The 24375-nt window shown below is 70.9% G+C and carries 25 protein-coding genes; 8 read left to right on the forward strand and 17 right to left on the reverse strand.

The genetic code is table 11. The features are described 5' to 3' along the window. The 11 genes from nuoK to ACGFQ9_RS38255 are packed head-to-tail and all read right to left on the reverse strand — an operon-like array spanning position 1 to position 10597. The gene (gene nuoK, locus ACGFQ9_RS38205) at positions 1-300 is read right to left on the reverse strand and encodes an NADH-quinone oxidoreductase subunit NuoK (RefSeq protein WP_393580500.1); all 300 of its coding nucleotides are present in this window, start codon (positions 298-300) and stop codon (positions 1-3) included. Then, positions 297-1109 carry an NADH-quinone oxidoreductase subunit J gene (locus tag ACGFQ9_RS38210; RefSeq protein ID WP_393580502.1) on the reverse strand — a complete coding sequence of 271 codons (813 nt, stop codon included), beginning with the start codon at positions 1107-1109 and terminating at the stop codon, positions 297-299. Before ACGFQ9_RS38210 ends, nuoK begins: the two co-directional genes overlap by 4 nt. Continuing rightward, entirely contained in the window at positions 1106-1693 is a 588-nt protein-coding gene (gene nuoI / locus ACGFQ9_RS38215; RefSeq protein WP_393580503.1) for an NADH-quinone oxidoreductase subunit NuoI, read from the reverse strand. Before nuoI ends, ACGFQ9_RS38210 begins: the two co-directional genes overlap by 4 nt. Continuing rightward, entirely contained in the window at positions 1686-3050 is a 1365-nt protein-coding gene (gene nuoH / locus ACGFQ9_RS38220) for an NADH-quinone oxidoreductase subunit NuoH (RefSeq protein WP_393580505.1), read from the reverse strand. Before nuoH ends, nuoI begins: the two co-directional genes overlap by 8 nt. Further along, entirely contained in the window at positions 3047-5518 is a 2472-nt protein-coding gene (locus tag ACGFQ9_RS38225; protein ID WP_393580507.1) for an NADH-quinone oxidoreductase subunit G, read from the reverse strand. Before ACGFQ9_RS38225 ends, nuoH begins: the two co-directional genes overlap by 4 nt. Next, the gene (gene nuoF / locus ACGFQ9_RS38230) at positions 5515-6864 is read right to left on the reverse strand and encodes an NADH-quinone oxidoreductase subunit NuoF (protein ID WP_393580508.1); all 1350 of its coding nucleotides are present in this window, start codon (positions 6862-6864) and stop codon (positions 5515-5517) included. The genes ACGFQ9_RS38225 and nuoF overlap by 4 nt, the downstream gene beginning before the upstream one ends. Further along, a complete protein-coding gene (gene nuoE, locus ACGFQ9_RS38235; protein ID WP_393580509.1) occupies positions 6864-7601 on the reverse strand; it encodes an NADH-quinone oxidoreductase subunit NuoE in 738 nt (245 codons plus the stop codon). The genes nuoF and nuoE overlap by 1 nt, the downstream gene beginning before the upstream one ends. After that, positions 7598-8938, reverse strand: a complete 1341-nt coding sequence (locus ACGFQ9_RS38240; protein ID WP_393580511.1) for an NADH-quinone oxidoreductase subunit D — start codon at positions 8936-8938, stop codon at positions 7598-7600. Before ACGFQ9_RS38240 ends, nuoE begins: the two co-directional genes overlap by 4 nt. After that, positions 8938-9672: an NADH-quinone oxidoreductase subunit C gene (locus ACGFQ9_RS38245; protein WP_393580513.1), complete on the reverse strand. Its 735-nt coding sequence runs from the start codon at positions 9670-9672 to the stop codon at positions 8938-8940. Before ACGFQ9_RS38245 ends, ACGFQ9_RS38240 begins: the two co-directional genes overlap by 1 nt. Further along, positions 9669-10223: an NADH-quinone oxidoreductase subunit B family protein gene (locus tag ACGFQ9_RS38250; protein ID WP_365105674.1), complete on the reverse strand. Its 555-nt coding sequence runs from the start codon at positions 10221-10223 to the stop codon at positions 9669-9671. The genes ACGFQ9_RS38245 and ACGFQ9_RS38250 overlap by 4 nt, the downstream gene beginning before the upstream one ends. A 14-nt stretch (positions 10224-10237) precedes the next feature. Continuing rightward, entirely contained in the window at positions 10238-10597 is a 360-nt protein-coding gene (locus ACGFQ9_RS38255) for an NADH-quinone oxidoreductase subunit A (protein ID WP_365105677.1), read from the reverse strand. Between the two features lie 785 nt (positions 10598-11382). On the opposite strand from ACGFQ9_RS38255, the gene ACGFQ9_RS38260 reads away from it, so the two are divergent. After that, positions 11383-12198, forward strand: coding sequence for a C40 family peptidase (locus tag ACGFQ9_RS38260; protein WP_393580514.1), 816 nt, complete (start codon positions 11383-11385; stop codon positions 12196-12198). A 119-nt stretch (positions 12199-12317) separates the two neighbouring features. Here ACGFQ9_RS38260 and ACGFQ9_RS38265 read toward each other — a convergent pair whose 3' ends face one another. After that, positions 12318-13247: a hypothetical protein gene (locus tag ACGFQ9_RS38265; protein ID WP_393580516.1), complete on the reverse strand. Its 930-nt coding sequence runs from the start codon at positions 13245-13247 to the stop codon at positions 12318-12320. 26 nt (positions 13248-13273) lie between these two features. After that, complete coding sequence (locus ACGFQ9_RS38270) at positions 13274-13690, reverse strand: hypothetical protein (RefSeq protein WP_393580518.1); 417 nt, start codon at positions 13688-13690, stop codon at positions 13274-13276. A 186-nt stretch (positions 13691-13876) separates the two neighbouring features. On the opposite strand from ACGFQ9_RS38270, the gene ACGFQ9_RS38275 reads away from it, so the two are divergent. From ACGFQ9_RS38275 to ACGFQ9_RS38295, 5 genes are all read left to right on the forward strand, one after another. After that, a complete protein-coding gene (locus tag ACGFQ9_RS38275; RefSeq protein WP_393580520.1) occupies positions 13877-14326 on the forward strand; it encodes a hypothetical protein in 450 nt (149 codons plus the stop codon). After that, the gene (locus tag ACGFQ9_RS38280) at positions 14326-15813 is read left to right on the forward strand and encodes a peptidoglycan-binding protein (protein ID WP_393580521.1); all 1488 of its coding nucleotides are present in this window, start codon (positions 14326-14328) and stop codon (positions 15811-15813) included. Before ACGFQ9_RS38275 ends, ACGFQ9_RS38280 begins: the two co-directional genes overlap by 1 nt. 77 nt (positions 15814-15890) lie before the next feature. Further along, positions 15891-16562 (forward strand): ABC transporter ATP-binding protein, encoded by a 672-nt coding sequence (locus ACGFQ9_RS38285; protein WP_393580534.1) that lies wholly within the window; start codon positions 15891-15893, stop codon positions 16560-16562. Beyond that, a complete protein-coding gene (locus tag ACGFQ9_RS38290) occupies positions 16562-17842 on the forward strand; it encodes an ABC transporter permease (RefSeq protein WP_393580535.1) in 1281 nt (426 codons plus the stop codon). The genes ACGFQ9_RS38285 and ACGFQ9_RS38290 overlap by 1 nt, the downstream gene beginning before the upstream one ends. Before the next feature lie 35 nt (positions 17843-17877). Then, a complete protein-coding gene (locus tag ACGFQ9_RS38295; protein WP_393580523.1) occupies positions 17878-18357 on the forward strand; it encodes a hypothetical protein in 480 nt (159 codons plus the stop codon). 61 nt (positions 18358-18418) lie between these two features. On the opposite strand, the gene ACGFQ9_RS38300 is transcribed toward ACGFQ9_RS38295, so the two are convergent. After that, complete coding sequence (locus ACGFQ9_RS38300; protein WP_393580524.1) at positions 18419-19306, reverse strand: hypothetical protein; 888 nt, start codon at positions 19304-19306, stop codon at positions 18419-18421. Between the two features lie 168 nt (positions 19307-19474). Further along, positions 19475-20758 (reverse strand): geranylgeranyl reductase family protein, encoded by a 1284-nt coding sequence (locus tag ACGFQ9_RS38305; RefSeq protein WP_393580525.1) that lies wholly within the window; start codon positions 20756-20758, stop codon positions 19475-19477. 102 nt (positions 20759-20860) lie between these two features. Here ACGFQ9_RS38305 and ACGFQ9_RS38310 point away from each other — a divergent pair, with 102 nt between their 5' ends. After that, positions 20861-21379: a GNAT family N-acetyltransferase gene (locus ACGFQ9_RS38310; protein WP_393580537.1), complete on the forward strand. Its 519-nt coding sequence runs from the start codon at positions 20861-20863 to the stop codon at positions 21377-21379. A 94-nt stretch (positions 21380-21473) separates the two neighbouring features. Here the strand turns inward: ACGFQ9_RS38310 and ACGFQ9_RS38315 are convergent, their stop codons facing one another. Next, positions 21474-22385, reverse strand: coding sequence for a glutaminase (locus tag ACGFQ9_RS38315; RefSeq protein ID WP_393580527.1), 912 nt, complete (start codon positions 22383-22385; stop codon positions 21474-21476). Then, positions 22385-23098 (reverse strand): demethylmenaquinone methyltransferase, encoded by a 714-nt coding sequence (locus ACGFQ9_RS38320; protein ID WP_393580529.1) that lies wholly within the window; start codon positions 23096-23098, stop codon positions 22385-22387. Before ACGFQ9_RS38320 ends, ACGFQ9_RS38315 begins: the two co-directional genes overlap by 1 nt. A 206-nt stretch (positions 23099-23304) precedes the next feature. Between ACGFQ9_RS38320 and ACGFQ9_RS38325 the strand changes: the two genes are divergently transcribed. Beyond that, positions 23305-24177, forward strand: a complete 873-nt coding sequence (locus tag ACGFQ9_RS38325) for a DUF3152 domain-containing protein (RefSeq protein ID WP_393580530.1) — start codon at positions 23305-23307, stop codon at positions 24175-24177. Positions 24178-24375 lie beyond the last annotated feature (198 nt).

The raw sequence follows: 24375 nt of genomic DNA on the forward strand, positions 1-24375 counted from the left end.
TTACAGCTTCATCAGGCTGGCGTCGTCGACCGAGGCCGAATGGCGGGTACGGAACAGCGACACAATGATCGCCAGGCCGACCACGACCTCCGCGGCGGCGACGACCATCGTGAAGAACGCGATGACCTGGCCGTCGAGGTTGCCGTGCATCCGCGAGAAGGTGACGAACGCGAGGTTGCAGGCGTTGAGCATCAGCTCGATGCACATGAACAGCACGATCGCGTTCCGCCGGATCAGCACACCGGCCGCGCCGATGGTGAACAGCAGCGCCGACAGGTACAGGTAGTTGACCGGATTCACTTGGCGGCCTCCTCGTGCGCATCGCGCCCGAGGCGCTCGGCCGCCCGCTGCTCCAGTGCCTTCAGGTCCTCCAGTGCCCGGCCGGACACGTCCCGGACCTGGCCGCGGGCCCGCAGCGTCTGGCTGACGGTCAGGTCGGACGGGGTGCCGTCCGGCAGCAGGCCGGGTACGTCGACCGCGTTGTGCCGGGCGTAGACGCCGGGCGCGGGCAGCGGCGGGACCTGGACCCCTTCGCGTACGCGCTGCTCGGCCAGCTCCCGCTGGGTCGCGGCCCGCTCGGTGCGCTCGCGGTGGGTCAGCACCATCGCGCCGACCGCGGCGGTGATCAGCAGCGCGCCGGTGATCTCGAAGGCGAACACGTACTTGGTGAAGATGATCTCGGCCAGGCCCTCCACATGGCCCGCCGAGTTGACCCGGCCGAGCCCGTTGAACTGGTCGAGCCCGGCGTGGCCGATGCCGGCGATCAGCAGGATGCCGAAGCCGAGCCCGCACAGCAGGGCCAGCCAGCGCTGGCCCTTGATGGTCTCCTTGAGGGAGTCCGCGGCGGTGACACCGACCAGCATGACCACGAAGAGGAAGAGCATCATGATCGCGCCGGTGTAGACGACGATCTGGACCACTCCGAGGAAGTAGGCCCCGTTGGCCAGGTAGAAGACCGCGAGGATGATCATCGTCCCGGCCAGGCACAGCGCACTGTGCACGGCCTTCTTCATCAGGATCGTGCACAGCGCGCCGATCACGGCGATCGTGCCGAGGATCCAGAACTGGACGGCCTCACCCGTGGAGGCCGCTTCGGCGAGCGTGCTCATGCCCCGACCTCCTCGTCCTCGGGCTTCTGCTCGCCCTTGGACACCGCGGTCTGGCGCTCGGTGCCGGGAGCGGCGCCCGTCACCAGGCCGCGGTAGTAGTCCCCCTCGTCCGTCCCCGGATACATCGCGTGCGGCGCCTCGACCATGCCCTCGGTCAGCCCGGCCAGCAGCTGCTCCTTGGTGTAGATCAGCGACTCGCGGCTGGCGTCGGCCAGTTCGAACTCGTTGGTCATGGTGAGCGCCCGGGTCGGGCAGGCCTCCACGCAGAGCCCGCAGAGGATGCAGCGGGCGTAGTTGATCTGGTAGACCCGCCCGTACCGCTCGCCCGGGGAGTAGCGCTCCTCCTCGGTGTTGTCCGCGCCCTCCACGTAGATCGCGTCGGCCGGACAGGCCCAGGCGCACAGCTCGCACCCGATGCACTTCTCCAGCCCGTCCGGGTGGCGGTTGAGCTGGTGCCGCCCGTGGAAGCGCGGTGCGGTGGTCTTCTCCTGCTCCGGGTACTGCTCGGTGAGCCGCTTCTTGAACATGGCCTTGAAGGTCACGCCGAAGCCGGCCACCGGGTTCTGCCACTTCTCGTCAGACATTCTCAGCACCCTCCTCTCGGTCACTGTCAGTATTCGACCCGCCACTGACAATCAGCTCCCGCTTCGCGCGGGGCCGCCTGCGCGGTACAAGTGGGATGCTCTGCCCGGGCTTCGGCGGCACCGGGAACCCGCCCGCCATCGGGTCGAAGGGCTCCTCCGCCCGGGGTGCGGCAGCCTCCGACGCCTTCGCCTTCCGGTCCCGGAACACGTCCACGACCAGGGAGAGCAGCAGGACCGCGAACACGCCCCCGCCGACGTACAGGACGATCTCGCCGAAGTCGTACGCCTCGTTGCGCAGGGCGCGGACGGTGGCGACGAGCATCAGCCAGACCACCGAGACGGGGATGAGGACCTTCCAGCCGAGCTTCATCAGCTGGTCGTAACGGACCCGGGGAAGGGTGCCGCGCAGCCAGATGAAGAAGAAGAGCAGCAGCTGCACCTTGATGACGAACCAGAGCAGCGGCCACCAGCCGTGGTTGGCGCCCTCCCAGAAGGTGCTGATCGGGTACGGGGCGCGCCAGCCGCCGAGGAAGAGGGTGACCGAGACCGCCGAGACGGTGACCATGTTGACGTACTCGGCCAGCATGAACATCGCGAACTTGATCGACGAGTACTCGGTGTTGAAGCCGCCGACCAGGTCACCCTCGGACTCCGGCATGTCGAACGGGGCCCGGTTCGTCTCGCCGACCATCGTGACGACGTAGATGATGAAGGACACCGGCAGCAGGACGATGAACCAGCGGTCCTGCTGCGCCTCGACGATCGCCGAGGTCGACATCGATCCGGAGTAGAGGAACACCGAGGCGAAGGCCGCGCCCATCGCGATCTCGTACGAGATCATCTGCGCGCAGGAGCGGAGGCCGCCCAGCAGCGGGTAGGTCGAGCCGGAGGACCAGCCCGCCAGGACGATGCCGTAGATGCCGACGGAGGCGACCGCGAGGATGTACAGCATCGCGATCGGCAGGTCGGTCAGCTGCATCGAGGTGCGCTGGCCGAAGATGGAGACCTGGTCGTCGGCCGGGCCGAAGGGGATCACCGCGATCGCCATGAAGGCCGGGATCGCCGCGATGACCGGGGCCAGCACGTAGACGACCTTGTCGGCCCGCTTGACGATGATGTCTTCCTTCAGCATCAGCTTGATGCCGTCGGCGAGGGACTGGAGCATGCCCCAGGGGCCGTGCCGGTTGGGCCCGATGCGCAGCTGCATCCAGGCGACGACCTTGCGCTCCCACACGATCGAGAACAGGACGGTGACCATCAGGAAGGCGAAGCAGAACACCGCCTTCAGGAGGACCAGCCACCAGGGGTCGCTGCCGAAGAACGAAAGGTCCTCGGCGGCGAGTACTACGGTGTTCACGCACCCACCTCCGCAGTGGTGTCGCCGGACGGCGCCGGACCGGCCGCGCCGATCCGGACGAGGGTGCCCGGGCGGGTGCCCAGGTCCGCGAGGACCCCGCCGCCGGTGGAGTTCAGCGGGAGCCAGACCACCCGGTCCGGCATCTCGGTGACCCGCAGCGGGAGTTCGACGGTGCCGGCCGGGCCGGTCACGGCCAGCACGTCACCGTCCTTGACGCCGGTCTCCGCGGCGGTGGCCGCCGACAGCCGGGCGCTCGCCTCGTGCCGGGTGCCGGCCAGGGCCTCGTCGCCCTGCTGCAGCAGCCCCTGGTCCAGGAGCAGCCGGTGCCCGGCCAGGATCGCCTCGCCCGTGCCGGGGCGGGGCAGCGGCTCGGCGCCGGCCGGGTGCGCGGAGGCCCGCTCGCCGGCCCACGGGCCGAGCCGGTCGTACTCTCGGCGCACCGCGTGGAGGTCCGGCAGGCCCAGCGGCCGGCCGGCCTCGTCGGCCAGCATGTGCAGCACGCGGGAGTCCGCGGGAGCGAGCCGCCGGGTCATCTGGTCGGGCTTCAGGGCCGCCTCGAACGGGCGGATCCGCCCCTCCCAGTTCACGAAGGCGCCCGCCTTCTCGGCCACCGCCGCGACCGGGAACACCACGTCGGCGTGCTCGGTGACCTCGCTCGGGCGCAGCTCCAGCGAGACCACGAACGCCTCGGCCAGCGCCTGCCGGGCGCGCGCCGGGTCCGGCAGGTCCGCCGGCTCGACGCCGCCGACCAGCAGGGCCCCCAGCTCGCCGGTGGCCGCGGCCTCCACGATCTGGCCGGTGTCCCGGCCGTACCGGTGCGGCAGCTCCTCCAGGCCCCACGCCCGTGCGACCTCCTCGCGGGCCCGCGGGTCGGTGGCCGGCCGGGCCCCCGGCAGCAGCGAGGGCAGCGCGCCCGCCTCGATGGCGGCCCGTTCACCGGCCCGCCGCGGGATCCACACCAGCCGTGCCCCGGTCGCGGCGGCCGCCCGCAGCGCGGCGGTCAGCGCCCCGGGCACGCCCGCCAGGCGCTCTCCGACGACGATGACGGAGCCCGGCTTCCGCAGGGCCTCGGCGGCCTCGTGGCCGCCCTCCTCCAGCCCGGTGCGGGAGGCCAGCGCGTCCAGCCACTCCGGTTCGGTGCCGGGAGCCGCGGCCAGCAGGGTGCCGCCCGCCTTGGTCAGGCCGCGGGTGGCGAACGGCGCCAGTCCGAAGGTCCGCTGCTTGCGCTTGCGGTGCGCCTTGCGCAGCCGCAGGAAGACGCCGGGCGCCTCCTCCTCGGACTCGATGCCGGCCAGCAGCACCGCGGGGGCGGCCTCCAGCGAGGCGTACGTGACCCCCTCGCCGGACAGCCCGGTCCCGGTGCCCGCCACGTGCGCGGCCAGGAAGTCGGCCTCCTCGGCGCTGTGCACCCGGGCCCGGAAGTCGACGTCGTTGGTGTCCAGCACCACCCGCGCGAACTTGGCGTACGCGTAGGCGTCCTCGACGGTGAGCCGGCCACCGGTCAGGACGCCGGTGCGGCCGCGCGCCGCCGCGAGCCCGCGGGCCGCCGCGGCCAGCGCCTCCGGCCAGCTCGCCTCCACCAGGGCGCCCGTCTCCGGGTCCCGGACCAGCGGGGTGGTGAGCCGGTCCGGCCGCTGCGCGTACCGAAAGGCGAACCGGCCCTTGTCGCAGATCCACTCCTCGTTGACCTCGGGGTCGTTCTGCGCGAGCCGCCGCAGCACCTTGCCCCGCCGGTGGTCGGTGCGGGTGGCGCAGCCGCCCGCGCAGTGCTCGCACACGCTCGGCGAGGACACCAGGTCGAAGGGGCGGGACCGGAACCGGTAGGCGGCCGAGGTGAGCGCGCCGACCGGGCAGATCTGGATGGTGTTGCCGGAGAAGTACGACTCGAACGGGTCGCCCTCGCCGGTGCCGACCTGCTGCAGCGCCCCGCGCTCCACCAGTTCGATCATCGGGTCGCCGGCCACCTGGTTGGAGAAGCGGGTGCAGCGCGCGCAGAGCACGCACCGCTCCCGGTCCAGCAGCACCTGCGTGGAGATCGGCACCGGCTTCTCGTACGTCCGCTTCCGCCCCTCGAAGCGGGACTCGGCGTTGCCGTGCGACATGGCCTGGTTCTGCAGCGGGCACTCGCCGCCCTTGTCGCAGACCGGGCAGTCCAGCGGGTGGTTGATCAGCAGCAGCTCCATCACGCCGCGCTGCGCCTTGTCGGCGACCGGCGAGGTCAGCTGTGTACGGACCACCATGCCGTCGGTGCAGGTGATCGTGCAGGAGGCCATCGGCTTGCGCTGGCCCTCCACCTCGACCATGCACTGGCGGCAGGCGCCGACCGGGTCGAGGAGGGGGTGGTCGCAGAAGCGCGGGATCTCGACGCCGATCTGCTCGGCGGCCCGGATGACGAGGGTCCCCTTGGGGACGGACAGCTCGACCCCGTCGATGGTCACGGAGACCAGGTCCTCTGCCGGGGCGGTCATGCGGTCACCTCCGTGTCGGCCCACAGGGTCGACTTCTTGGGGTCGAAGGGGCAGCCCTTGCCCGTGATGTGCTGCTCGTACTCCTCGCGGAAGTACTTCAGCGAGGAGAAGATCGGGCTGGCCGCGCCGTCGCCGAGCGCGCAGAACGACTTGCCGTTGATGTTGTCCGCGATGTCGTTCAGCTTGTCGAGGTCGGACATCACGCCCTTCCCGGCCTCGATGTCGCGCAGCAGCTGGACCAGCCAGTACGTGCCTTCGCGGCAGGGCGTGCACTTGCCGCAGGACTCGTGGGCGTAGAACTCGGTCCACCGGGTCACGGCCCGCACCACGCAGGTGGTCTCGTCGAAGCACTGCAGGGCCTTGGTGCCGAGCATCGAGCCGGCCGCGCCCACGCCCTCGTAGTCCAGCGGGACGTCGAGGTGCTCGTCGGTGAACATCGGGGTGGAGGAGCCGCCCGGGGTCCAGAACTTCAGCCGGTGGCCGGGCCGCATGCCGCCGCTCATGTCGAGCAGCTGGCGCAGGGTGATGCCGAGCGGGGCCTCGAACTGTCCGGGGTTGGCGACGTGCCCGGAGAGCGAGTAGAGGGTGAAGCCGGGCGACTTCTCCGTCCCCATCGCCTTGAACCAGTCCTTGCCCCGGTTCAGGATCGCGGGAACCGAGGCGATCGACTCGACGTTGTTCACCACGGTGGGGCAGGCGTAGAGGCCCTCCACCGCGGGGAAGGGGGGACGCAGCCGGGGCTGTCCGCGCCGGCCTTCGAGGGAGTCGAGGAGGGCGGTCTCCTCGCCGCAGATGTACGCGCCGGCGCCGGCGTGCACGGTGAGTTCGAGGTCGAGACCGCTGCCCAGGACATTCTGTCCGAGGTAGCCCGCGGCGTACGCCTCGCGCACCGCCTCGTGCAGCCTGCGCAGGACGGGGACGACCTCGCCGCGCAGGTAGATGAAGGCGTGCCCGGAGCGGATCGCGTAGCAGGCGATGATCATTCCCTCGATGAGGGAGTGCGGGTTGGCGAAGAGGAGCGGGATGTCCTTGCAGGTCCCGGGCTCGGACTCGTCGGCGTTGACCACGAGGTAGTGCGGCTTGCCGTCGCCCTGCGGGATGAACTGCCACTTCATCCCGGTGGGGAAGCCGGCGCCGCCGCGGCCGCGCAGTCCGGAGTCCTTGACGTAGGCGATGACCTCGTCCGGGGTCATCGCCAGGGCCTTGCGCAGGCCCTGGTAGCCGTCGTGCCGCAGGTAGGTCTCCAGCGTCCACGACTCGGGCTCGTCCCAGAACGCCGAGAGCACCGGCGCGAGGAGCTTCTCCGGCGACGTACCGTTCTTACTGAGTTCGGCCGACACGCTCATCACTCCCCTCCCTCGCCCTTGGTCTCGCGCCGCGGGTGGACGATCGGCGCGTGCGGGGTCTCGCCGCGGGCGATCCGCAGGCCGACCAGGGAAGCGGGGCCCGCGCCGCCGCTCGCCGCGACCGCGCCCTCGCGCTCGTCGGGGAAGCCGGCCAGGATCCGAGCGGTTGCCTTGTACGTGCACATCGGGGCGCCCCGGGTCGGTTCGACCGGGCGGCCCGCGCGCAGGTCGTCGACCAGGGCCTTCGCGGACTCGGGAGTCTGGTTGTCGAAGAACTCCCAGTTGACCATCAGCACCGGGGCGAAGTCGCAGGCCGCGTTGCACTCGATGTGTTCGAGGGTGACCTTGCCGTCCTCGGTCGTCTCGTTGTTGCCGACCCCGAGGTGCTCCTTGAGCTCCTCGAAGATGGCGTCGCCGCCCATGACCGCGCACAGGGTGTTGGTGCAGACGCCGACCTGGTACTCGCCGGACGGCTTGCGCCGGTACATCGTGTAGAAGGTGGCGACCGCGGTGACCTCGGCGGTGGTCAGGCCGAGCACCTCGGCGCAGAACCGGATGCCGGTGCGGGAGACGTAGCCCTCCTCCGACTGCACCAGGTGCAGCAGCGGCAGCAGGGCGGACCGGCTGTCGGGGTAGCGGGCGACGACCTCCTCCGCGTCCGCTTCGAGCCGGGCGCGTACGTCCGCCGGGAAGTCCGGGGCCGGGAGCTGCGGCATGCCGAGCGAAACGTCTGTCATCGGTCGACACCTCCCATCACGGGGTCGATGGAGGCGACGGCGACGATGACGTCGGCGACCTGGCCGCCCTCGCACATCGCGGCCATGGCCTGCAGGTTGGTGAAGGACGGGTCGCGGAAGTGGACCCGGTAGGGGCGGGTGCCGCCGTCGGAGACGGCGTGGACGCCGAGTTCTCCCTTGGGGGACTCGACGGCCGCGTAGACCTGGCCGGGCGGGACCCGGAAGCCCTCGGTCACCAGCTTGAAGTGGTGGATGAGGGCCTCCATGGAGGTGCCCATGATGTTCTTGATGTGGTCGAGCGAGTTGCCGAGGCCGTCGGGGCCGAGGGCGAGCTGGGCCGGCCAGGCGATCTTCTTGTCGGCGACCATGACCGGGCCGGGCTCCAGCCGGTCCAGGCACTGCTCGACGATCCGCAGCGACTGCCGCATCTCCTCCAGGCGGATCAGGAAGCGCCCGTAGGAGTCGCAGGTCTCGGTGGTCGGCACGTCGAACTCGTAGTCCTCGTAGCCGCAGTACGGGTCGGACTTGCGCAGGTCGTGCGGGAGTCCGGCGGAGCGCAGGATCGGTCCGGTGGCGCCCAGCGCCATGCAGCCGGCCAGGTCGAGGTAGCCGACGTCCTGCATGCGGGCCTTGAAGATCGGGTTGCCGGTGGCGAGCTTGTCGTACTCCGGCAGGTTCTTCTTGAAGGTCTTCACGAAGTCGCGGAGCCGGTCCATGGCGCCCGGGGGCAGGTCCTGGGCCAGCCCGCCGGGCCGGATGAACGCGTGGTTCATGCGCAGGCCGGTGATCAGTTCGAAGAGGTCGAGGACGAGCTCGCGGTCCCGGAAGCCGTAGATCATGATCGTGGTGGCGCCCAGCTCCATGCCGCCGGTGGCGATGCACACCAGGTGGGAGGAGATCCGGTTGAGCTCCATCAGCAGCACGCGGATGACCGAGGCCCTGTCGGGGACCTGGTCGGTGATGCCGAGCAGCCTCTCCACGGCCAGGCAGTACGCCGCCTCGTTGAAGAAGGGCGTCAGGTAGTCCATGCGCGTGACGAAGGTGGTGCCCTGCGTCCAGTTGCGGAATTCGAGGTTCTTCTCGATTCCGGTGTGCAGGTAACCGATTCCGCAGCGGGCCTCGGTGACCGTCTCGCCGTCGATCTCCAGGATCAGACGGAGCACTCCATGGGTGGACGGGTGCTGCGGACCCATGTTGACGACGATGCGCTCGTCGTCCGCCTTGGCCGCGGACCGGGCGATCTCGTCCCAGTCACCGCCGGTCACCGTGTAGACGGTGCCCTCGGTGGTCTCCCGGCCTTCGGCCGGCGCTTCCGCGTGGTTCGGGGTGTGGGACATCAGCTGTACGACCTCCGCTGGTCGGGAGCCGGGATCTGGGCGCCCTTGTACTCGACGGGAATGCCGCCGAGCGGGTAGTCCTTGCGCTGCGGGAAGCCCTGCCAGTCGTCCGGCATCATGATCCGGGTGAGGGCCGGGTGCCCGTCGAAGATCAGGCCGAAGAAGTCGTACGTCTCGCGCTCGTGCCAGTCGTTGGTCGGGTAGACGGAGACGAGTGACGGGAGGTGCCGGTCGGCGTCCGGGACCGCGACCTCCAGCCGGATCAGCCGGCCGTGGGTGAGCGAGCGCAGGTGGTAGACGGCGTGCAGCTCGCGGCCCTTGTCTTCGGGGTAGTGGACGCCGGAGACGCCGGTGCAGAGCTCGAAGCGCAGGGCGGGGTCGTCGCGCAGGGTGCGGGCGACGCGGAGCAGGTGCTCGCGGGCGATGTGGAAGGTGACCTCGCCGCGGTCGACGACGGTCTTCTCGATCACGCCCGCGGGGACCAGGTCCTGTTCCTCCAGGGCGCCTTCGAGTTCGTCGGCGACCTCGTCGAAATAGGAGCCGTACGGCCGGGCGGACGGGCCGGGCATCCGGATGGAGCGGACCAGGCCGCCGTAGCCGGAGGTGTCGCCGCCGTTGCGGGCACCGAACATGCCGCGCTGGACCCGGATCTCCTCACCGTGGTCCCCGCGCTGGCCCGGCAGGTTCTGCGCGCTGATGTCCCTCTCGGGGTTGGGTTCGCGGCTCTCGCTCACCGGAGCAGCCCCTTCATCTCGATGGTGGGGAGTGCCTTGAGGGCCGCCTCCTCCGCCTCACGGGCCGCCTCTTCCCGGTTCACGCCGAGCTTCGAGGTCTGGATCTTCTGGTGGAGCTTGAGGATCGCGTCCATCAGCATCTCGGGCCGGGGCGGGCAGCCGGGCAGGTAGATGTCCACCGGGACGATGTGGTCGACGCCCTGGACGATCGCGTAGTTGTTGAACATCCCGCCCGAAGAGGCGCACACGCCCATGGAGATGACCCACTTGGGAGCGGGCATCTGGTCGTACACCTGGCGCAGCACCGGCGCCATCTTCTGGCTGACCCGGCCGGCCACGATCATCAGGTCGGCCTGGCGCGGCGATCCGCGGAAGACCTCCATGCCGAACCGGGCCAGGTCGTAGCGGCCCGCCCCGGTCGTCATCATCTCGATGGCACAGCACGCCAGGCCGAAGGTGGCGGGGAAGACGGACGCCTTGCGCACCCAGCCCGCGGCCTGTTCGACGGTGGTCAGCAGGAAGCCGCTCGGCAGCTTCTCTTCCAGTCCCATGGAAACTCAGCCCCTCAGTCCCATTCCAGGCCGCCGCGCCGCCAGACGTACGCGTAGGCCACGAAGACGGTGAGCACGAAGAGCAGCATCTCGACGAGCCCGAAGATCCCCAGGGCGTCGAAGGTGACGGCCCAGGGGTAGAGGAAGACGATCTCGATGTCGAAGACGATGAAGAGCATCGCCGTCAGGTAGTACTTGATGGGGAAGCGACCGCCGCCTGCCGGCAGCGGAGTCGGCTCGATGCCGCACTCGTACGCTTCGAGCTTCGCCCGGTTGTACCGCTTCGGGCCGATCAGCGTGGCCATGACCACGGAGAAGATCGCAAACCCTGCGCCCAGTGCGCCGAGCACGAGGATGGGCGTGTAGGCATTCACGCTCCTCGCTCCTTCCAGTCGTCCTTGACCGTTGGACCGCTGTACCGGCGCGCATGTCCCGCCTCGCGAAGATCGCGCACATGTGAGGCAGTTCACAAGCCGGACTGGTGCGCATCCTATGCCTGCCGCTCTGTGATCTGCGACACGGGTTGCAAGACCGAGTTTGTGATCTCCACCACCTGACGAACGATCATGAAGTCCGATGAGTGGTGATCTTCGTACGCGAAGCACCCACATGATCACCAGAGGTGACATCGGAGCCGTTTACCGCAGGTCGAAGGCTTGCCGCACTATCAAAGAATGGCCACTGCACGCAAATTGGCAGCGGGGCCGGTGGCGTGATAAGGGAACTCGCATCGCCCGGGCGGGGGAGGTGGAGGGTACGGAAGTGGACGCGCGGGGCGGCTCCCGCGGGGGGTCCCGGCGCGTGCATCCGTTCACGAGCCCCCGGCGCCACACGGCGGTCGCGGCCGCATCCGCACCGGGATGGCCGAAATGACACTCAAGACTCCACCCAAGCGTGACCCCACTGTGACCTGCGTCACGCCCGCCCGGTTACCCGGGAAAGGGGGCTTGGCCATCTGTCCGTATGGATGGTAGGCGGTAGATCAAATAGGACAAATCAAGGAAACCCCTTGATCACAGCCTTATGAGCGCCTGTCCGATTCGTCCGTTACGGCGTCAATAAGACTTCCGGAACGCTTGGTTCAGTCCGTCGGCGGACAACTGTGGCGCAGCCCACGTTTCTTGAAGGGACCCCTGGCGCCCTGATAGCGGTTGTACTCATGTCCCACACCGCTCACATACCCAGCCACCGGAAGCCCCGTCGCAGCGCCTCGAAGCTCGCGGTCCGCGCCGGAGTTGCCGGTGGCGTGCTCAGCACCCTGGCGATGGCCGGCACGGCGAGCGCGACGCCGGCCGAGCCCTCGGCCGAGACCCTCGAGATGCCGGTCCTCGACCTGGACCTGGGCGCCGGGGTCGTCTCCGCCGTCTCCACCGCCGCCGACAACTCCCGCGCGGCCGCCGTCGAGGGCGAGCTGACCGCTCAGGAGGAGACGGCCCGCACCGGCGCCGCCGCCCAGGCGAAGAAGGCCAAGGAAGACGCCCAGAAGAAGGCCGACGCCGAGAAGAAGGCGAAGGCCGAGGCCGAGCGCAAGGCGGCCGCCGAGCGCGCCACCCGCAACGACGGCCGGTCGTCCCTGACGCTGAAGAACACGACCAACAACGACACCCCGACGAAGGCCACCGGCTCCGCCGCCTCCATCGTCAACTTCGCCCGCGCGCAGGTCGGCAAGGCGTACGTGATGGGCTCCACCGGCCCCTCCGCCTACGACTGCTCGGGGCTCGTGCAGGCCGCGTACCGCCAGGCCGGGATCTCCCTGTCCCGCACCTCCCAGTCGCAGTCGCTGGCCGGCCGCTCCGTCTCGCTGAGCAACCTGCAGCCGGGCGACATCCTGTACTGGGGCTCCAAGGGCAGCGCGTACCACGTGGCGATCTACGTCGGCGGCGGCAAGTTCGTCGGCGCCCAGAACCCGCGCACGGGCATCGTGGAGCGCTCGCTGAGCTACGACCGCCCCACGGGCGCGGTCCGCGTGCTCTAGTCCGCGCTCCGGTCGTCCCCGCCCCCAGGGCTCCGTCCCCCGGGACATGACGAAGGGCCGGCACTCCCCCGCTCGGGAGTGCCGGCCCTTCGTGTGCGTACGCGCCCGCCCGCCGCCCGTCAGGACATGGAGGCGGCCAGCTTGAACCGCGCGTCCCGCTGCTTCTTGTAGAGCGCGAGCGTCTCGGCGTGCTCCTCGGCCAGCTGCTCCTGGTACGCCTTCTCCACCGCGGCCCAGACACCGACCAGGTTCGCCTCGCGCTTGCAGGCGACGTCCTTCACGGCCACGGCGACCGCCTTCGGACCGCCCTTGTCGTCGGTCAGCCGCAGCTTCTCGACCACTTCGTAGGGGGTCGAGATGCCGGAATAGCCGGCCTTGCCCATGCAGTCCGACCATTTCCCCAGGACGTCCTTGACCCGCGAGTCGTTCTTCGACCGCTGATGCGCCTCGGAGGAGAGCCCGAACGCGAACAGCAGGTCCACGCTGTCCTTGGTCGGGGCGTACAGCTTGCGGTAGCCCTCCCGGACGCATCCGCCCGCCGGAACCTTCTTCCCTCCGACGTCGATCCCGCTGTCGGTCTTGTCCGCCTCGTCCTGGGTCATGGGGTCGGGGCGGCTCCCCGGCTTGTCGTCGGAGCGCATGCCGTGCAGGACGACGTTGGCGCTGTCGCTGAGCGTCGGCCGGGTGGGCGGGACGCGCTCGGCACCGGCGTTCTTGTCGTAGCCGTACCGGGCGGCGTAGGCCGGGTCCGCCAGTCCGAACAGGTAGCGGTGACGGTCCTCGGCGCCCGCGGGAGCCGTCGCCGAGGCAGAGCCCTCGTACGTGAAGCCGTACCGGGCCATGCACTGGGCAGTGATGCGGTCCTGGACCCGGGCCATCCGACGGACATCGGCGTCGGAGTCGGTGAACGCGTCCATGGGAAACGCCAGCGAGGAGGTGACCGGGTTGTGGGCGACCGGACCGAGCGCGGGTTCCTTGCCGCCCTTCCCCGCTTCGTCCGCACCGCAACCCGATGCCAGCAGGGCCGCGGCGAGTGCTACGGCGGCCACGGGAACAACGCGGCCCTGCCTCGCCATCAGGTGCCGAGGATGTAGTCGGCGGAGCTGATCTTGTTCTTGAAGGTCGAGGACGCGTTGCCCCAGTAGGCCTCCGGGATCGTGCCGACGTTGCCGTCGATGCCCGCGTCCGTCGCCACCTTCCAGGTGAGCCAGTGCCGGTTCCAGTAGGACTCGGTGTTGTCGTTCGTCCAGTCGGTACGGCCGTGGCAGCCGGCCGGGCCCGTGAACTTGTCGTCGTTGAAGTTGTAGTCCTCCCTGACGATGTCGAACACGCAGCCGCTGCGGTCGGTGAGGTAGTACAGGCCGAACTCCTGGTTCTCCAGGTACCCGTCCTTGCCGTACGCCGCCGCGGTACCACCGGCGGCGAGAAGAGCGGCGCCGGCCATGGCCGGTACGACCACGGCGGCCACACGGCCACGAAGTTTGCTGTTCACGGAATGTTCCCCTCCAGTAATGATCTTTCCGGTCGGGCTGAATCTAAGAATCAGATCCGCCCGAAAGTAAAGGCGGTTCCACATTCCGGACCGGTAACTTGCGCCAAATAAATGGAACTTGACGCTCCATAAGGCACCTGAATAGCATCCGGAGACTCACTCCCTCCTCTCGCTCGAATGGCTGCAATGCGCAAATATCTCGGCACTCTGCTGGTGGCCCTTCTCCTGCCGGTCACGGCCTGCAGCGGGGAGAAAGAGCCGTCCGCCAAGGACAGCCCTCCACCGTCCGCCGAGGAAATCGCTTACTACGACTGCCTGGAGAAACAGGGGTTGAAGGTAGAAACCTCCGAAGGGGGAAGCCCGCGTTTGGATAAAACGGCCCCCGCGGAGAAAATCTCGGCGGCGGAACGGGCATGCGCCTCGCTGCTGCCCAAGCCGCCCGAGCGGCGCGCCACCGCCAAGGAAATTTCCGATGCCCGGAAACACTCCGCGTGTATGCGGGCCGAGGGAATCTCCTGGTTCCCGGACCCCGATCCGATGTCCGGCGAGTACGACACGCTGAGCAACGACCAGGTCGGCGAGCTCAAGACCAAGCACGTGGACGCGCTCGCGAAATGCCGGCAGGGCAAGGGCTAGTGGCGGAGAAGGATCAGAGCGGAGGAACGCTCACCCGCGGGCGGCGCGTCGTCGCCGGCGTGGTGGCCGGGGCAGGGCTGATGGCCGTGGGCGGTCTGCTCGCCACCTTCGTGGTGAAGTCGCCCGCGCAGGTCGCGGCGGAGAGCCGGCCGCCCGCTCAGCAGGCCCTGACGGCCACCGTCGAACGCCGGGTGCTGGCCGAGACCGTGGTCATGCGGGGGACCGTCATCGCCGGCCAGACCGTCGCCGTGTCCCCGCAGAGCAGCGGGGGAGGGGATGGCTCGGGCACGGCCGTGGTGACCAAGCTGCCGCTGAAGGCGGGCGACGAGGTCAAGGCCGGTCAGCTGCTGGCGGAGGTGTCCGGGCGGCCCGTGTTCGCCCTCAAGGGCGGGCTGCCGCTCTACCGCGACCTGAAACCGGGCGCCACGGGCGACGACGTGGCCCAGCTCCAGCAGGCGCTGCGCGAGCTCGGGCACGGCACCGGCCGCGACCCCAAGGGCACCTTCGGACCCGGGACGAAATCGGCGCTCACCGCCCGCTACCGGGCGATCGGGTACGAGCCGCTGCCCGCCGTCCCCGACGGCGGGGCCGGCCTCAAGCAGGCCCGGGAGGCCGTACGGTCCGCCGAGTGGGCCGTCGAGGACGCCGCCAAGCCCGGCACGGGCGGCAAGGGCGGAGCCACCCCGGAGAAGGGGTCCGGAGGCACTGCTCCGACATCGCCGGACGGCGGACGGGAACTGGCCCGCGCCCGGCAGCAACTCACCGACGCACGCGCGGCACTGGCCGCCGCCGAGGCCGCCGACGGGCCGACGCTGCCGGCGGCGGAGACGGTGTTCATCGGCTCGTTCCCGGCCCGGGTCAGCTCGGTCGGCGCCCGGCTGGGGGCCGCGGTGTCCGGCCCGGTCCTCACCCTGTCGTCCGGGGACCTCGTCGTCGAGGCGTACCTGCCCGAGGACAAGAAGCAGCTGCTGCGCGCCGGGATGCCGGCGCTGATCTCCTCCGAGACGGCCGGCCAGGACGTCCGCGCCAAGGTGTCCCTCGTCGCCACCGAGCGGTCCACCGGGCAGCAGGGGTCTGGCGGCGCGCCGGGCGGCTCCGGCGACGGCAAGGGCGGCGGGGACGGACAGGACTCCTCCTCGGGCGGAGCCGCAGGCCCCGCGGAGAGAGTGGGGTACCGGATGCTGGTCCGGCCCGACCAGGCGCTCCCCGCTTCCTTCACCGGGCAGGACGTACGGCTGACCATCGAGTCCGCGGCCACCGACGGGGAAGCGCTGGTGGTTCCGGTCACGGCCGTGTCCGCGGGCGCCGACGGCAAGACCGTGGTCACCGTGCTGCGTGCGGACGGTTCCCAGCAGCGGGTCGAGGTTCGTACCGCCACCAGCGGTGACGGGTACGTGGCCGTCACCGCCGCTCAGGCGGACGCCCTCGCCCCGGGCGCCAAGGTGGTCATCGGGGCCGCCGGGGAGAACCCGGGAGGCGGACGTTGATCCGGCGGTGGCGCGGGGCGAGCGGCACGCAAGCCCCACCGGCCGCGTCCGGCAACGCCGGCGCGGACGCCGACGCCGTGCCGGTCATCCGCTTCGAACAGGTCGGCCTCCGCTATCCCGGGCCGCCGCCGGTCGACGCCCTCAAGCCGTGCGACCTGACCGTCCACCGCGGCGAGTTCATCACCGTGGTGGGGCCGTCCGGCTCCGGGAAGTCCACCTTCCTCAACGTCGCCGGACTGCTCGACTCCCCCACCGGCGGGCGCTACCTGCTCGACGGCATCGACACCGGCGCCCTCGCCGACCGCGACCGCACCGCGCTGCGTGGACACCGGATCGGCTTCGTGTTCCAGTCCTTCCACCTGCTGCCGCACCGCAGCGCCCTGGAGAACGTCACCCTCGCCATGCTCTACACCCAGGTCCCGCGCACCGAGCGCCTCCGCCGGGCCCGTACCGCTCTGGAACAGGTCGGGCTCGGTCACCGCGCCGACGCGGTGCCGGGCCGGCTGTCCGGCGGCGAACGGCAGCGCGTGGCGATCGCCCGCGCCCTGGTCGGCCGCCCGTCCCTGCTGCTCTGCGACGAGCCGACCGGCAACCTCGACAGCGCCAACGCGGCCTCGGTGCTCACGCTGCTGGAGGAACTTCACGCGACGGGGATGACCGTACTGGTCATCACGCACGACACCGAGGTGGCGGCGCGTGGCCGGCGGACCGTGACCGTCCGGGACGGCGTCCTCCAGGAGGCGTCGTGATCAACCGCAGCCGTGGCCCCGGCCCGGTCGCCGCGCGCTGGGCCGGAGCCGTGCCGGTGACCCGGCTCGGCCTGCGCGACGCCCTCTCCGAGGCCGTGGCCGGCATGCTGCGCCGCCCCGGCCGCGCCGCGCTCACCGCGCTCGGCACGGTGCTGGGCGTGGGCAGTTTCGTGGCCGTGCTCGGCCTGACGGGCACCATCTCGGCGCAGATCGACGGCAGGTTCAACGTTCTGAGCGCCACGGAAGTGACCATCGAGGACGTGGCCGGGCAGCAGAACGAGTTCGCCGGATCCGGTTTCCCCGCCGACCCGGAGAAGCGGCTACAGGCCGTGGCCGGAATCGAGCACGCCGGCGTCCTGTGGCAGGTCCGCACAACCTCGGCCGCCACCGTCGGCACGGTGCCGCCCAAGACCGGCGCCGCGTCCGCCGGACAGGCCGCCGGTAACGGATCGACCGTCTTCGCCGCCTCTCCGGGCGCCATCGCCGCGATGGTCCCGACCCTTCGGGAGGGCCGGCTGTACGACGCCTACGCCGAGCAGAGCCGCCAACGGGTCGTGGTGATCGGCGGCGGACTCGCCGACCGCCTGGGCATCGGCTCCCTGTCCACCCGGCCGGCCGTGTTCATCGGCGACCAGGCGTTCACCGTGGCCGGGATCATCGAGGACGTACGCCGACAGCCGGAGCACCTGATGTCCGTGCTGGTCCCGAAGGCCACCGCCGAGGGACTGTGGGGGCCGCCCGGCCCGACCGAGGCACGGATGCTGATCGCCACCGAGCTCGGGGCGGCCCGCCAGGTGGCCGAGCTGGCGCCGGTGGCGCTGCGCCCCGACCACCCCGAGTACCTGAAGGCCGTGCCGCCGCCGGATCCGCGGATGCTGCGGGCGAGCGTCACCTCCGACCTGAGCGCGCTGTTCCTGCTGCTCGCCGGGATCTGCCTGGTGATCGGTGCGGTCGGCATCGCCAACACCACACTGGTCGCGGTCCTGGAGCGGACCGGGGAGATCGGGCTGCGCCGGGCGCTGGGGGCGCGCGGACGCCACATCTCCGCCCAGTTCCTCACCGAGTCCGCCACGCTGGGTGCGCTCGGCGGGCTGGTGGGGACCTCCCTCGGCGAGCTGACGGTGGTCGGGGTGGCGGTGGTCCGGGACTGGACCCCGGTGCTGCACCCCGCCACGGTCGCGGGCGCGCCGCTGGCGGGAATGGTCACCGGCCTGCTGGCCGGCCTCTACCCGGCCTGGCGGGCGGCCCGGATCGAGCCGGCTGAGGCACTCCGCCGCTGATCCGCTCCCTGACCGGTGCGGAATTCACTTCTTCTTTGGGGACCTTCTTGAAGCGCAAGCAGCTACTCCTCCCGGCCCTTCTCGCGGCGGCCGTGGCTCTGACCGGATGCTCCGGGAAGGCGCAGCCGGCGGCCGGCGACAGCCCTCCGCCGACTACGGCCGAAATCAAGTACTACGACTGCCTCAAGGAGCAGGGCCTCACCCTGGAATACACGGACAACGGGGCGCCGAGACTGGCCAAAACCGATCCGCTGGACAAGATGTCCGCGGCCGAAAAGACATGTGAGCCGCTGCTGCCGCCCGCGGAGCCGATCAGCGCCGGGCAACTCGCCGAGGAAAAGCGCTGGGTGGAATGCCTGCGCCGGCAGGGGCTGACCTGGGCGCCCGACCCGGACCCGAGCACCGGTGTCGTACCGATGACTCCCGAGCAGACGGCCGAACTGAAGACGAAGCGCACCGACGCGCTGGAGAACTGCCGAAGCCCCGAGGCCAAGAAGCACGACAACACCAAGTGAAGATGCCGACGGGGCCCGGCCGGTCACCCGGCCGGGCCCCGTCAGAGGGCACCCGGTTGCGTCAGCGGAGGTTCACCCACTTGTCGGCGCTGACCGAGACGTACTGCTTGGTGTCCGGGTCGGTGGTGGAGACCCAGCCGAAGACCGCGAGCCGCTCGGACTTGATGAACGGCGTGTCCGTCTCGGGGGTGTGCACCGTGACCGGCGAGGTCCAGGTGAAGGTCTTGCCCGGGACACAGTTCACCTGGGTGCGGATGTAGCCCATGACCACCTTGGGCTGCTCCTGCCTCGCCGAGCCGCCCACGTCGACCTTCACCGGCTTGGTGCAGGTGAGCGTCCCCTTCACGGTGGCCTTTCCGGCCTTGGACAGCGTGCCGTTGGCGTTGACCGTCATGGTCAGGCCGACCGGCTTCGGCGGGGCCACGTTCGTGGCCGTCAGGTAGCCCCTGAGCTCGTCGCGGTCGTCGCAGTCCTGCGTGTAGGAGAGGTCGATCTTCTTGACCGCCGTCCCCTCTCCGAACTCCAGCTCCTTGATGCTGAATCCGCCCGTGAGGGTGGAACAGCCGCCGGAGTAGCCGTTGACGAACATGCTGGGCTGGTCGAGGACGACGTCCGGCATCTCCGGCGTCTTCACCGCGTTCGCGTACGAGCCCGGCGCCAGGGTCTGGCCGGCCGGCGCGGCCAGGTCCATGGTCCAGGAGTCGCCGGGACGGGTGATGGTGACGCGCAGGGTGCGGTGGTCGGCGGAGGCGGTGACGTCGATCTTGTCCTCGAACACCGGCCCGTACCAGACCTGTCGGTCGGTCTGGCCGTCGCCCGAGTCCCCGGCCCACATGAACTCGGCCGTCGGCATGACGGCGGCCTGAGCGGTGCCGGCGGCGGCGAGCGGAACCGCGAGAGCGGTGACGGCGAGCGCAGCGGCCGTGCGTACGGCGGCGCGTGCGGGCATGCGGAATTCCACTGTGTGTACCCCCCGTGAAGAACTGACGAAACGAAGATCGAAAGTGATCGGCGCGAGTCTGCCAAGAGGGGTACGAAAAGGGCAACAGGTATGCGGCCCGAGGCGGTTCACCGCCTCGGGCGCACATATGCCAGTGGCCTGCCGGCCGGTGCCGGGTCAGGCGCGCGGCGCGACCTTCGAGAGGCCGTTGATGATCCGGTCCATCGCGTCGCCGCCCGCCGGGTCGGTCAGGTTCGCCAGCATCTTCAGCGTGAACCGCATCAGCACCGGGTGGGTCAGACCGCGCTGCGTGGCGACCTTCATGACCTTCGGGTTGCCGATCAGCTTCACGAAGGCACGGCCGAGGGAGTAGTAGCCGCCGTAGGTCTCCTTGAGGACCTTGGGGTAGCTGTGCAGCGCCAGCTCCCGCTGCGCCGGGGTCGCGCGGGCGTGCGCCTGCACGACCACGTCGGCCGCGATCTTCCCGGACTCCATCGCATAGGCGATGCCCTCGCCGTTGAACGGGTTGACCAGGCCGCCCGCGTCACCGACCAGCAGCAGGCCCTTGGTGTAGTGCGGCTGCCGGTTGAAGGCCATCGGCAGGGCCGCGCCGCGGATCGGCTGGGTCATGTTCTCCGGGGTGTAGCCCCAGTCCTCCGGCATGGACGCGCACCAGGCCTTGAGCACCTCGCGCCAGTCCAGCTCCCGGAAGGCGGACGAGGAGTTGAGGATGCCGAGGCCGACGTTGGAGGTGCCGTCGCCCATGCCGAAGATCCAGCCGTAGCCGGGCAGCAGCCGGTCCTGCGGGCCGCGCCGGTCCCACAGCTCCAGCCAGGACTCCAGGTAGTCGTCGTCGTGCCGGGGCGAGGTGAAGTACGTGCGGACGGCCACGCCCATCGGCCGGTCCTCGCGCCGGTGCAGGCCCATGGCCAGCGACAGCCGGGAGGAGTTGCCGTCGGCGGCGACCACCAGCGGGGCGTGGAAGGTGACGGGGGTCTTCTCCTCGCCGAGCTTGGCCTGCACGCCCGTGATGTGCCCGGTGCGCGGGTCGCGGATAGGCTCGCCGACGTTGCAGCGCTCGTACAGCCGGGCGCCCGCCTTCTGCGCCTGCCGGGCCAGCGTCTCGTCGAAGTCGTCGCGCTTGCGCACGAGTCCGTAGTCGGGGAACGAGGCCAGCTCGGGCCAGTCCAGCTGGAGCCGCTGCCCGCCGCCGATGATGCGCAGACCCTTGTTGCGCAGCCAGCCGGCCTCTTCGGAGATGTCGATCCCCATGGCGACCAGCTGCTTGGTGGCGCGCGGCGTCAGACCGTCACCGCACACCTTCTCGCGCGGGAACGCCGTCTTCTCCAGCAGCAGGACGTCGAGGCCCGACTTCGCGAGGTAGTAGGCGGTGGTGGAGCCGGCGGGACCTGCCCCGACGACGATCACATCCGCGGTGTGTTCGGACAGGGGCTCGGTCACTGCGGGATCTCCCGAGGGGGCTCGAAATTTCTGCGTGCCGAAGGCACGGGACATGGGCAGTCTATGCAGCGAACCGTGATCACCACCGAGAAGGGCCGCACGATGACCAAGCCGCTCCCCGCCGTCCAGCTGCGCGTGCCGACCGACGAGGACGCCCACGCCTGGCACCGGGTCTTCGACGACCCGGACGTCATGGAGTTCCTGGGCGGTCCCGCCGAACTCTCGGCGTACGAGGAGTTCACCGCCCGCCAGCGGCTGCACGACGCGCGGCTGGGCTACTGCCTGTGGACGCTGCTCGACTCGGACGGCGAGGTGGTCGGCTTCACCGGGGCGCAGCCGTGGCCGGCGGAGAAGGAGTGGGGGCCGGTCGGCGAGATAGAGATCGGCTGGCGGCTCGGACGCGAGCACTGGGGCAAGGGGTACGCGTACGCCGCCGCGCTGGCCACCGTGGACCGGGTACGGCAGGCCGGGCTGCCGCGGGTCGTGGCGATGATCGACGAGGCCAACGAGCGCTCGATCGCGGTGGCCGAACGCCTCGGCATGACCCTGGAAGAGACGTTTCCGCTGCCGGGCGGCACCCGCCACGGGCGCCGGTACGCGCTGGCGCTCAGCGGCGCCTGACCCGGCGGCCGGGCGGGAGACGGGCCGGAGCTCGGACCGGGCCGCGGCCCGGGGCAGAAGGCCGCGGGCCAGGGTCAGAAGCCCGCTGCCCGGGTCAGAAGACGGACAGCCCCGTCAGGGTCGTGAACCGGTCCAGCGCCGCCACGCCCGCCACGCTGTTGCCCTGCGCGTCCAGCCCCGGGCTCCACACGGCGAGCGTGCAGCGGCCCGGCACCAAGGCCACGATGCCGCCGCCCACCCCGCTCTTGCCGGGCAGTCCGACGCGGTAGGCGAACTCGCCGGCCGCGTCGTACGTCCCGCAGGTCATCATCACGGCGTTGATCTGCTTGGCCTCGCTGCGGGTCAGCAGCCGGGAGCCGTCGGCGCGCAGGCCGTGCCGGGCCAGGAAGCGGGAGGCCAGGGCGAGGTCGGCGCAGCTGGTCTCGATCGAGCACTGCCAGAAGTAGTGCTCCAGCAGGGCCGGAACCGGATTGTCGATGTTCCCGTAGGACGCCATGAAGTGGGCGACGGCGGCGTTCCGGTCGCCGTGCGACTGCTCGGAGGCCGCGACCTCGGAGTCGAACCCGAGGTCCGGGTTCTGGCTCTCCTGCCGCAGGAACTCCAGCACCTCGCTGCTCGCGTCGCCGGTGAGGGTCTGCAGCCGGTCGGTGACCACCAGCGCGCCCGCGTTGATGAACGGGTTGCGCGGGATGCCGTTCTCGTACTCCAGCTGCACCAGCGAGTTGAAGGGGTTGCCGGACGGCTCCCGGCCGACCCGCTCCCACAGGTTGTCGCCGCCCTCGGCGAGCGCGAGGGCGAGGGCGAACACCTTGGTGATGGACTGCGCGGAGAACGGGACCTTCCAGTCCCCCACCCCGTACACCCGGCCGTCGAGGTCGGCGACGGCCATGCCGAACCGCCCGGGGTCCACCGACGCCAGCGCCGGGATGTACCCGGCGGGGGTGCCGCTGCCGACGAGCGGGGCGACCTCGCCGGCGATCCGCTCCAGCAGCGCCTGGTAGTCCACTACGCGTCCTCGCGACCCTCGGCGTCCTTGAAGCCCCGGTGCAGGGCGACGATGCCGCCGCTGAGGTTCCGCCAGGCCACCCGGCCCCAGCCGGCCTTCTGCAGCAGCCCCGCCAGCCCGTCCTGGTCGGGCCAGGCGCGGATGGACTCGGCGAGGTAGACGTACGCGTCCGGGTTGGAGGACACGGCGCGGGCCACCGGCGGCAGGGCGCGCATCAGGTACTCGGTGTAGACGGTCCGGAACGGCCCCCAGACGGGCTGCGAGAACTCGCAGATGACCACCTTGCCGCCGGGCTTGGTCACCCGGTAGAGCTCGCCCAGCGCGGCCTCGGTGTCCTGGACGTTGCGCAGCCCGAAGGAGATGGTGACGGAGTCGAAGGTGTCGTCGCGGAACGGCAGCCTCGTCGCGTCACCGGCGGTCAGCGGCAGCCACGGGTGCTTGCGCTTGCCCTCGCGGAGCATGCCGAGGGAGAAGTCGCACGGGACGACATACGCGCCGGTGGCCGCGAACGGGAGGGAGCTGGTGGCCGTGCCGGCGGCCAGGTCCAGCACCTTCTGCGCGGGGCGTGCGTCGACCGCGCGGGCGACCTCCTTCCGCCACAGGCGGGCCTGCCCGAGCGAGAGGACGTCGTTGGTGAGGTCGTAGTTCGCCGCCACGTCGTCGAACATCGAGGCGACTTCGTGCGGCTGCTTGTCCAGGTGTGCGCGGGTCACTGGCGTTCGGCCTCGCTCGTCTCGGTTCGGGTGCGTCGGTGGTGCCCGGTCCATTCTGGCAGGCGGCCCGGAAGGAGAACTTCAGGCCCCGGTGAAACCTCGACCCCCTCCTCGCGCATCTACGAAGACGAATAGTGCATCAGTTCCGCACCCGCACCGACGATCCAGGGGGAAGGCCGAGCGGACCGGTTCCGGACGGCGAATGTATGCGCGAAACGACAACCACACGCGGCGGTGGACGCCGTTCCACCCGCCGGTCCCAAGCCCGCGCCGAGCGCCGCAGACGGCTCCGCCGTACGGTCCTCGGGCTGGTCTGCGCGGCCGGCGCCGCCGGGGTCGCGGTGGCCCTGCTCCAGCAGGACCCGCCGGACGGGAAGGGCGGGAAGGGCGGGACGCAGGCGGCCCTCCGCCCGGCACCGGCCGCGCCCTCCCCGACGCGGTCCGCCGCGTCCCCGCCGGCGGCATCCCCGTCCACGCCCGCCGCCGGGCCGAGCCGGGCCTCGCGGGGCGACGTGCCGCGCTCCGGGCCGGGCACCTTCACCGCCGCCAAGGTCTCCGCCGGCAAGCACGGCAAGGGCCCCGCCCGGCGCTACCGGGTGGAGGTCGAGGACGGCTCCGGAGTGGACGCCGACCAGGCGGCCCGCGAGGTGGACGCGGTCCTCGCCGACGAGCGGGGCTGGATCCGCGACGACCGGTACGGCTTCCAGCTCACCGCGCAGGGGGGTGTGGACTTCACGGTACGGATCGCCACACCGCAGACCACGGACCGGCTGTGCGAGGTGACCACCCCCGAGCTGGTCGGCGAGACCAACTGCCGTGCCGGGCACACCGTGGTGGTCAACCTCAAGCGGTGGCAGCAGGGTTCGCCGAACTTCGACGGGCCGGTCTCCGAGTACCGGGCGCTGATCATCAACCACGAGGTCGGCCACGAGATAGGCCGGGGGCACGAGACCTGCCCGGGGGCGGGGAAACCGGCCCCCGCGATGATGCAGCAGCTCAAGGGGTTGCAGGGGTGCAAGGCCAACGCCTGGCCCTACGACCGCGACGGCAAGTACCTGTCGGGCCCGGCGGTCCCGTAGCCTCCGCCGCCTTCCACAGCCGTTTCCCCCGGCCGTGGCCGGCGGGGCGGCCGCACGCCGCCACCTGTGCGGGTGCCGGCCGTTGCGGCCGGGCGGCCGTTCCCACCGCCGTGTGGGCAGGCGTGCCGCACCGCACCGCCGTGTGGGCAGGCGTGCCGCACCGCACCGCCGTGTGGGCAGGCGTGCCGCACCGCACCG

Source organism: Streptomyces sp. NPDC048603, from assembly GCF_043199475.1.
In the GTDB taxonomy this organism is placed as follows: Bacteria; Actinomycetota; Actinomycetes; order Streptomycetales; family Streptomycetaceae; genus Streptomyces.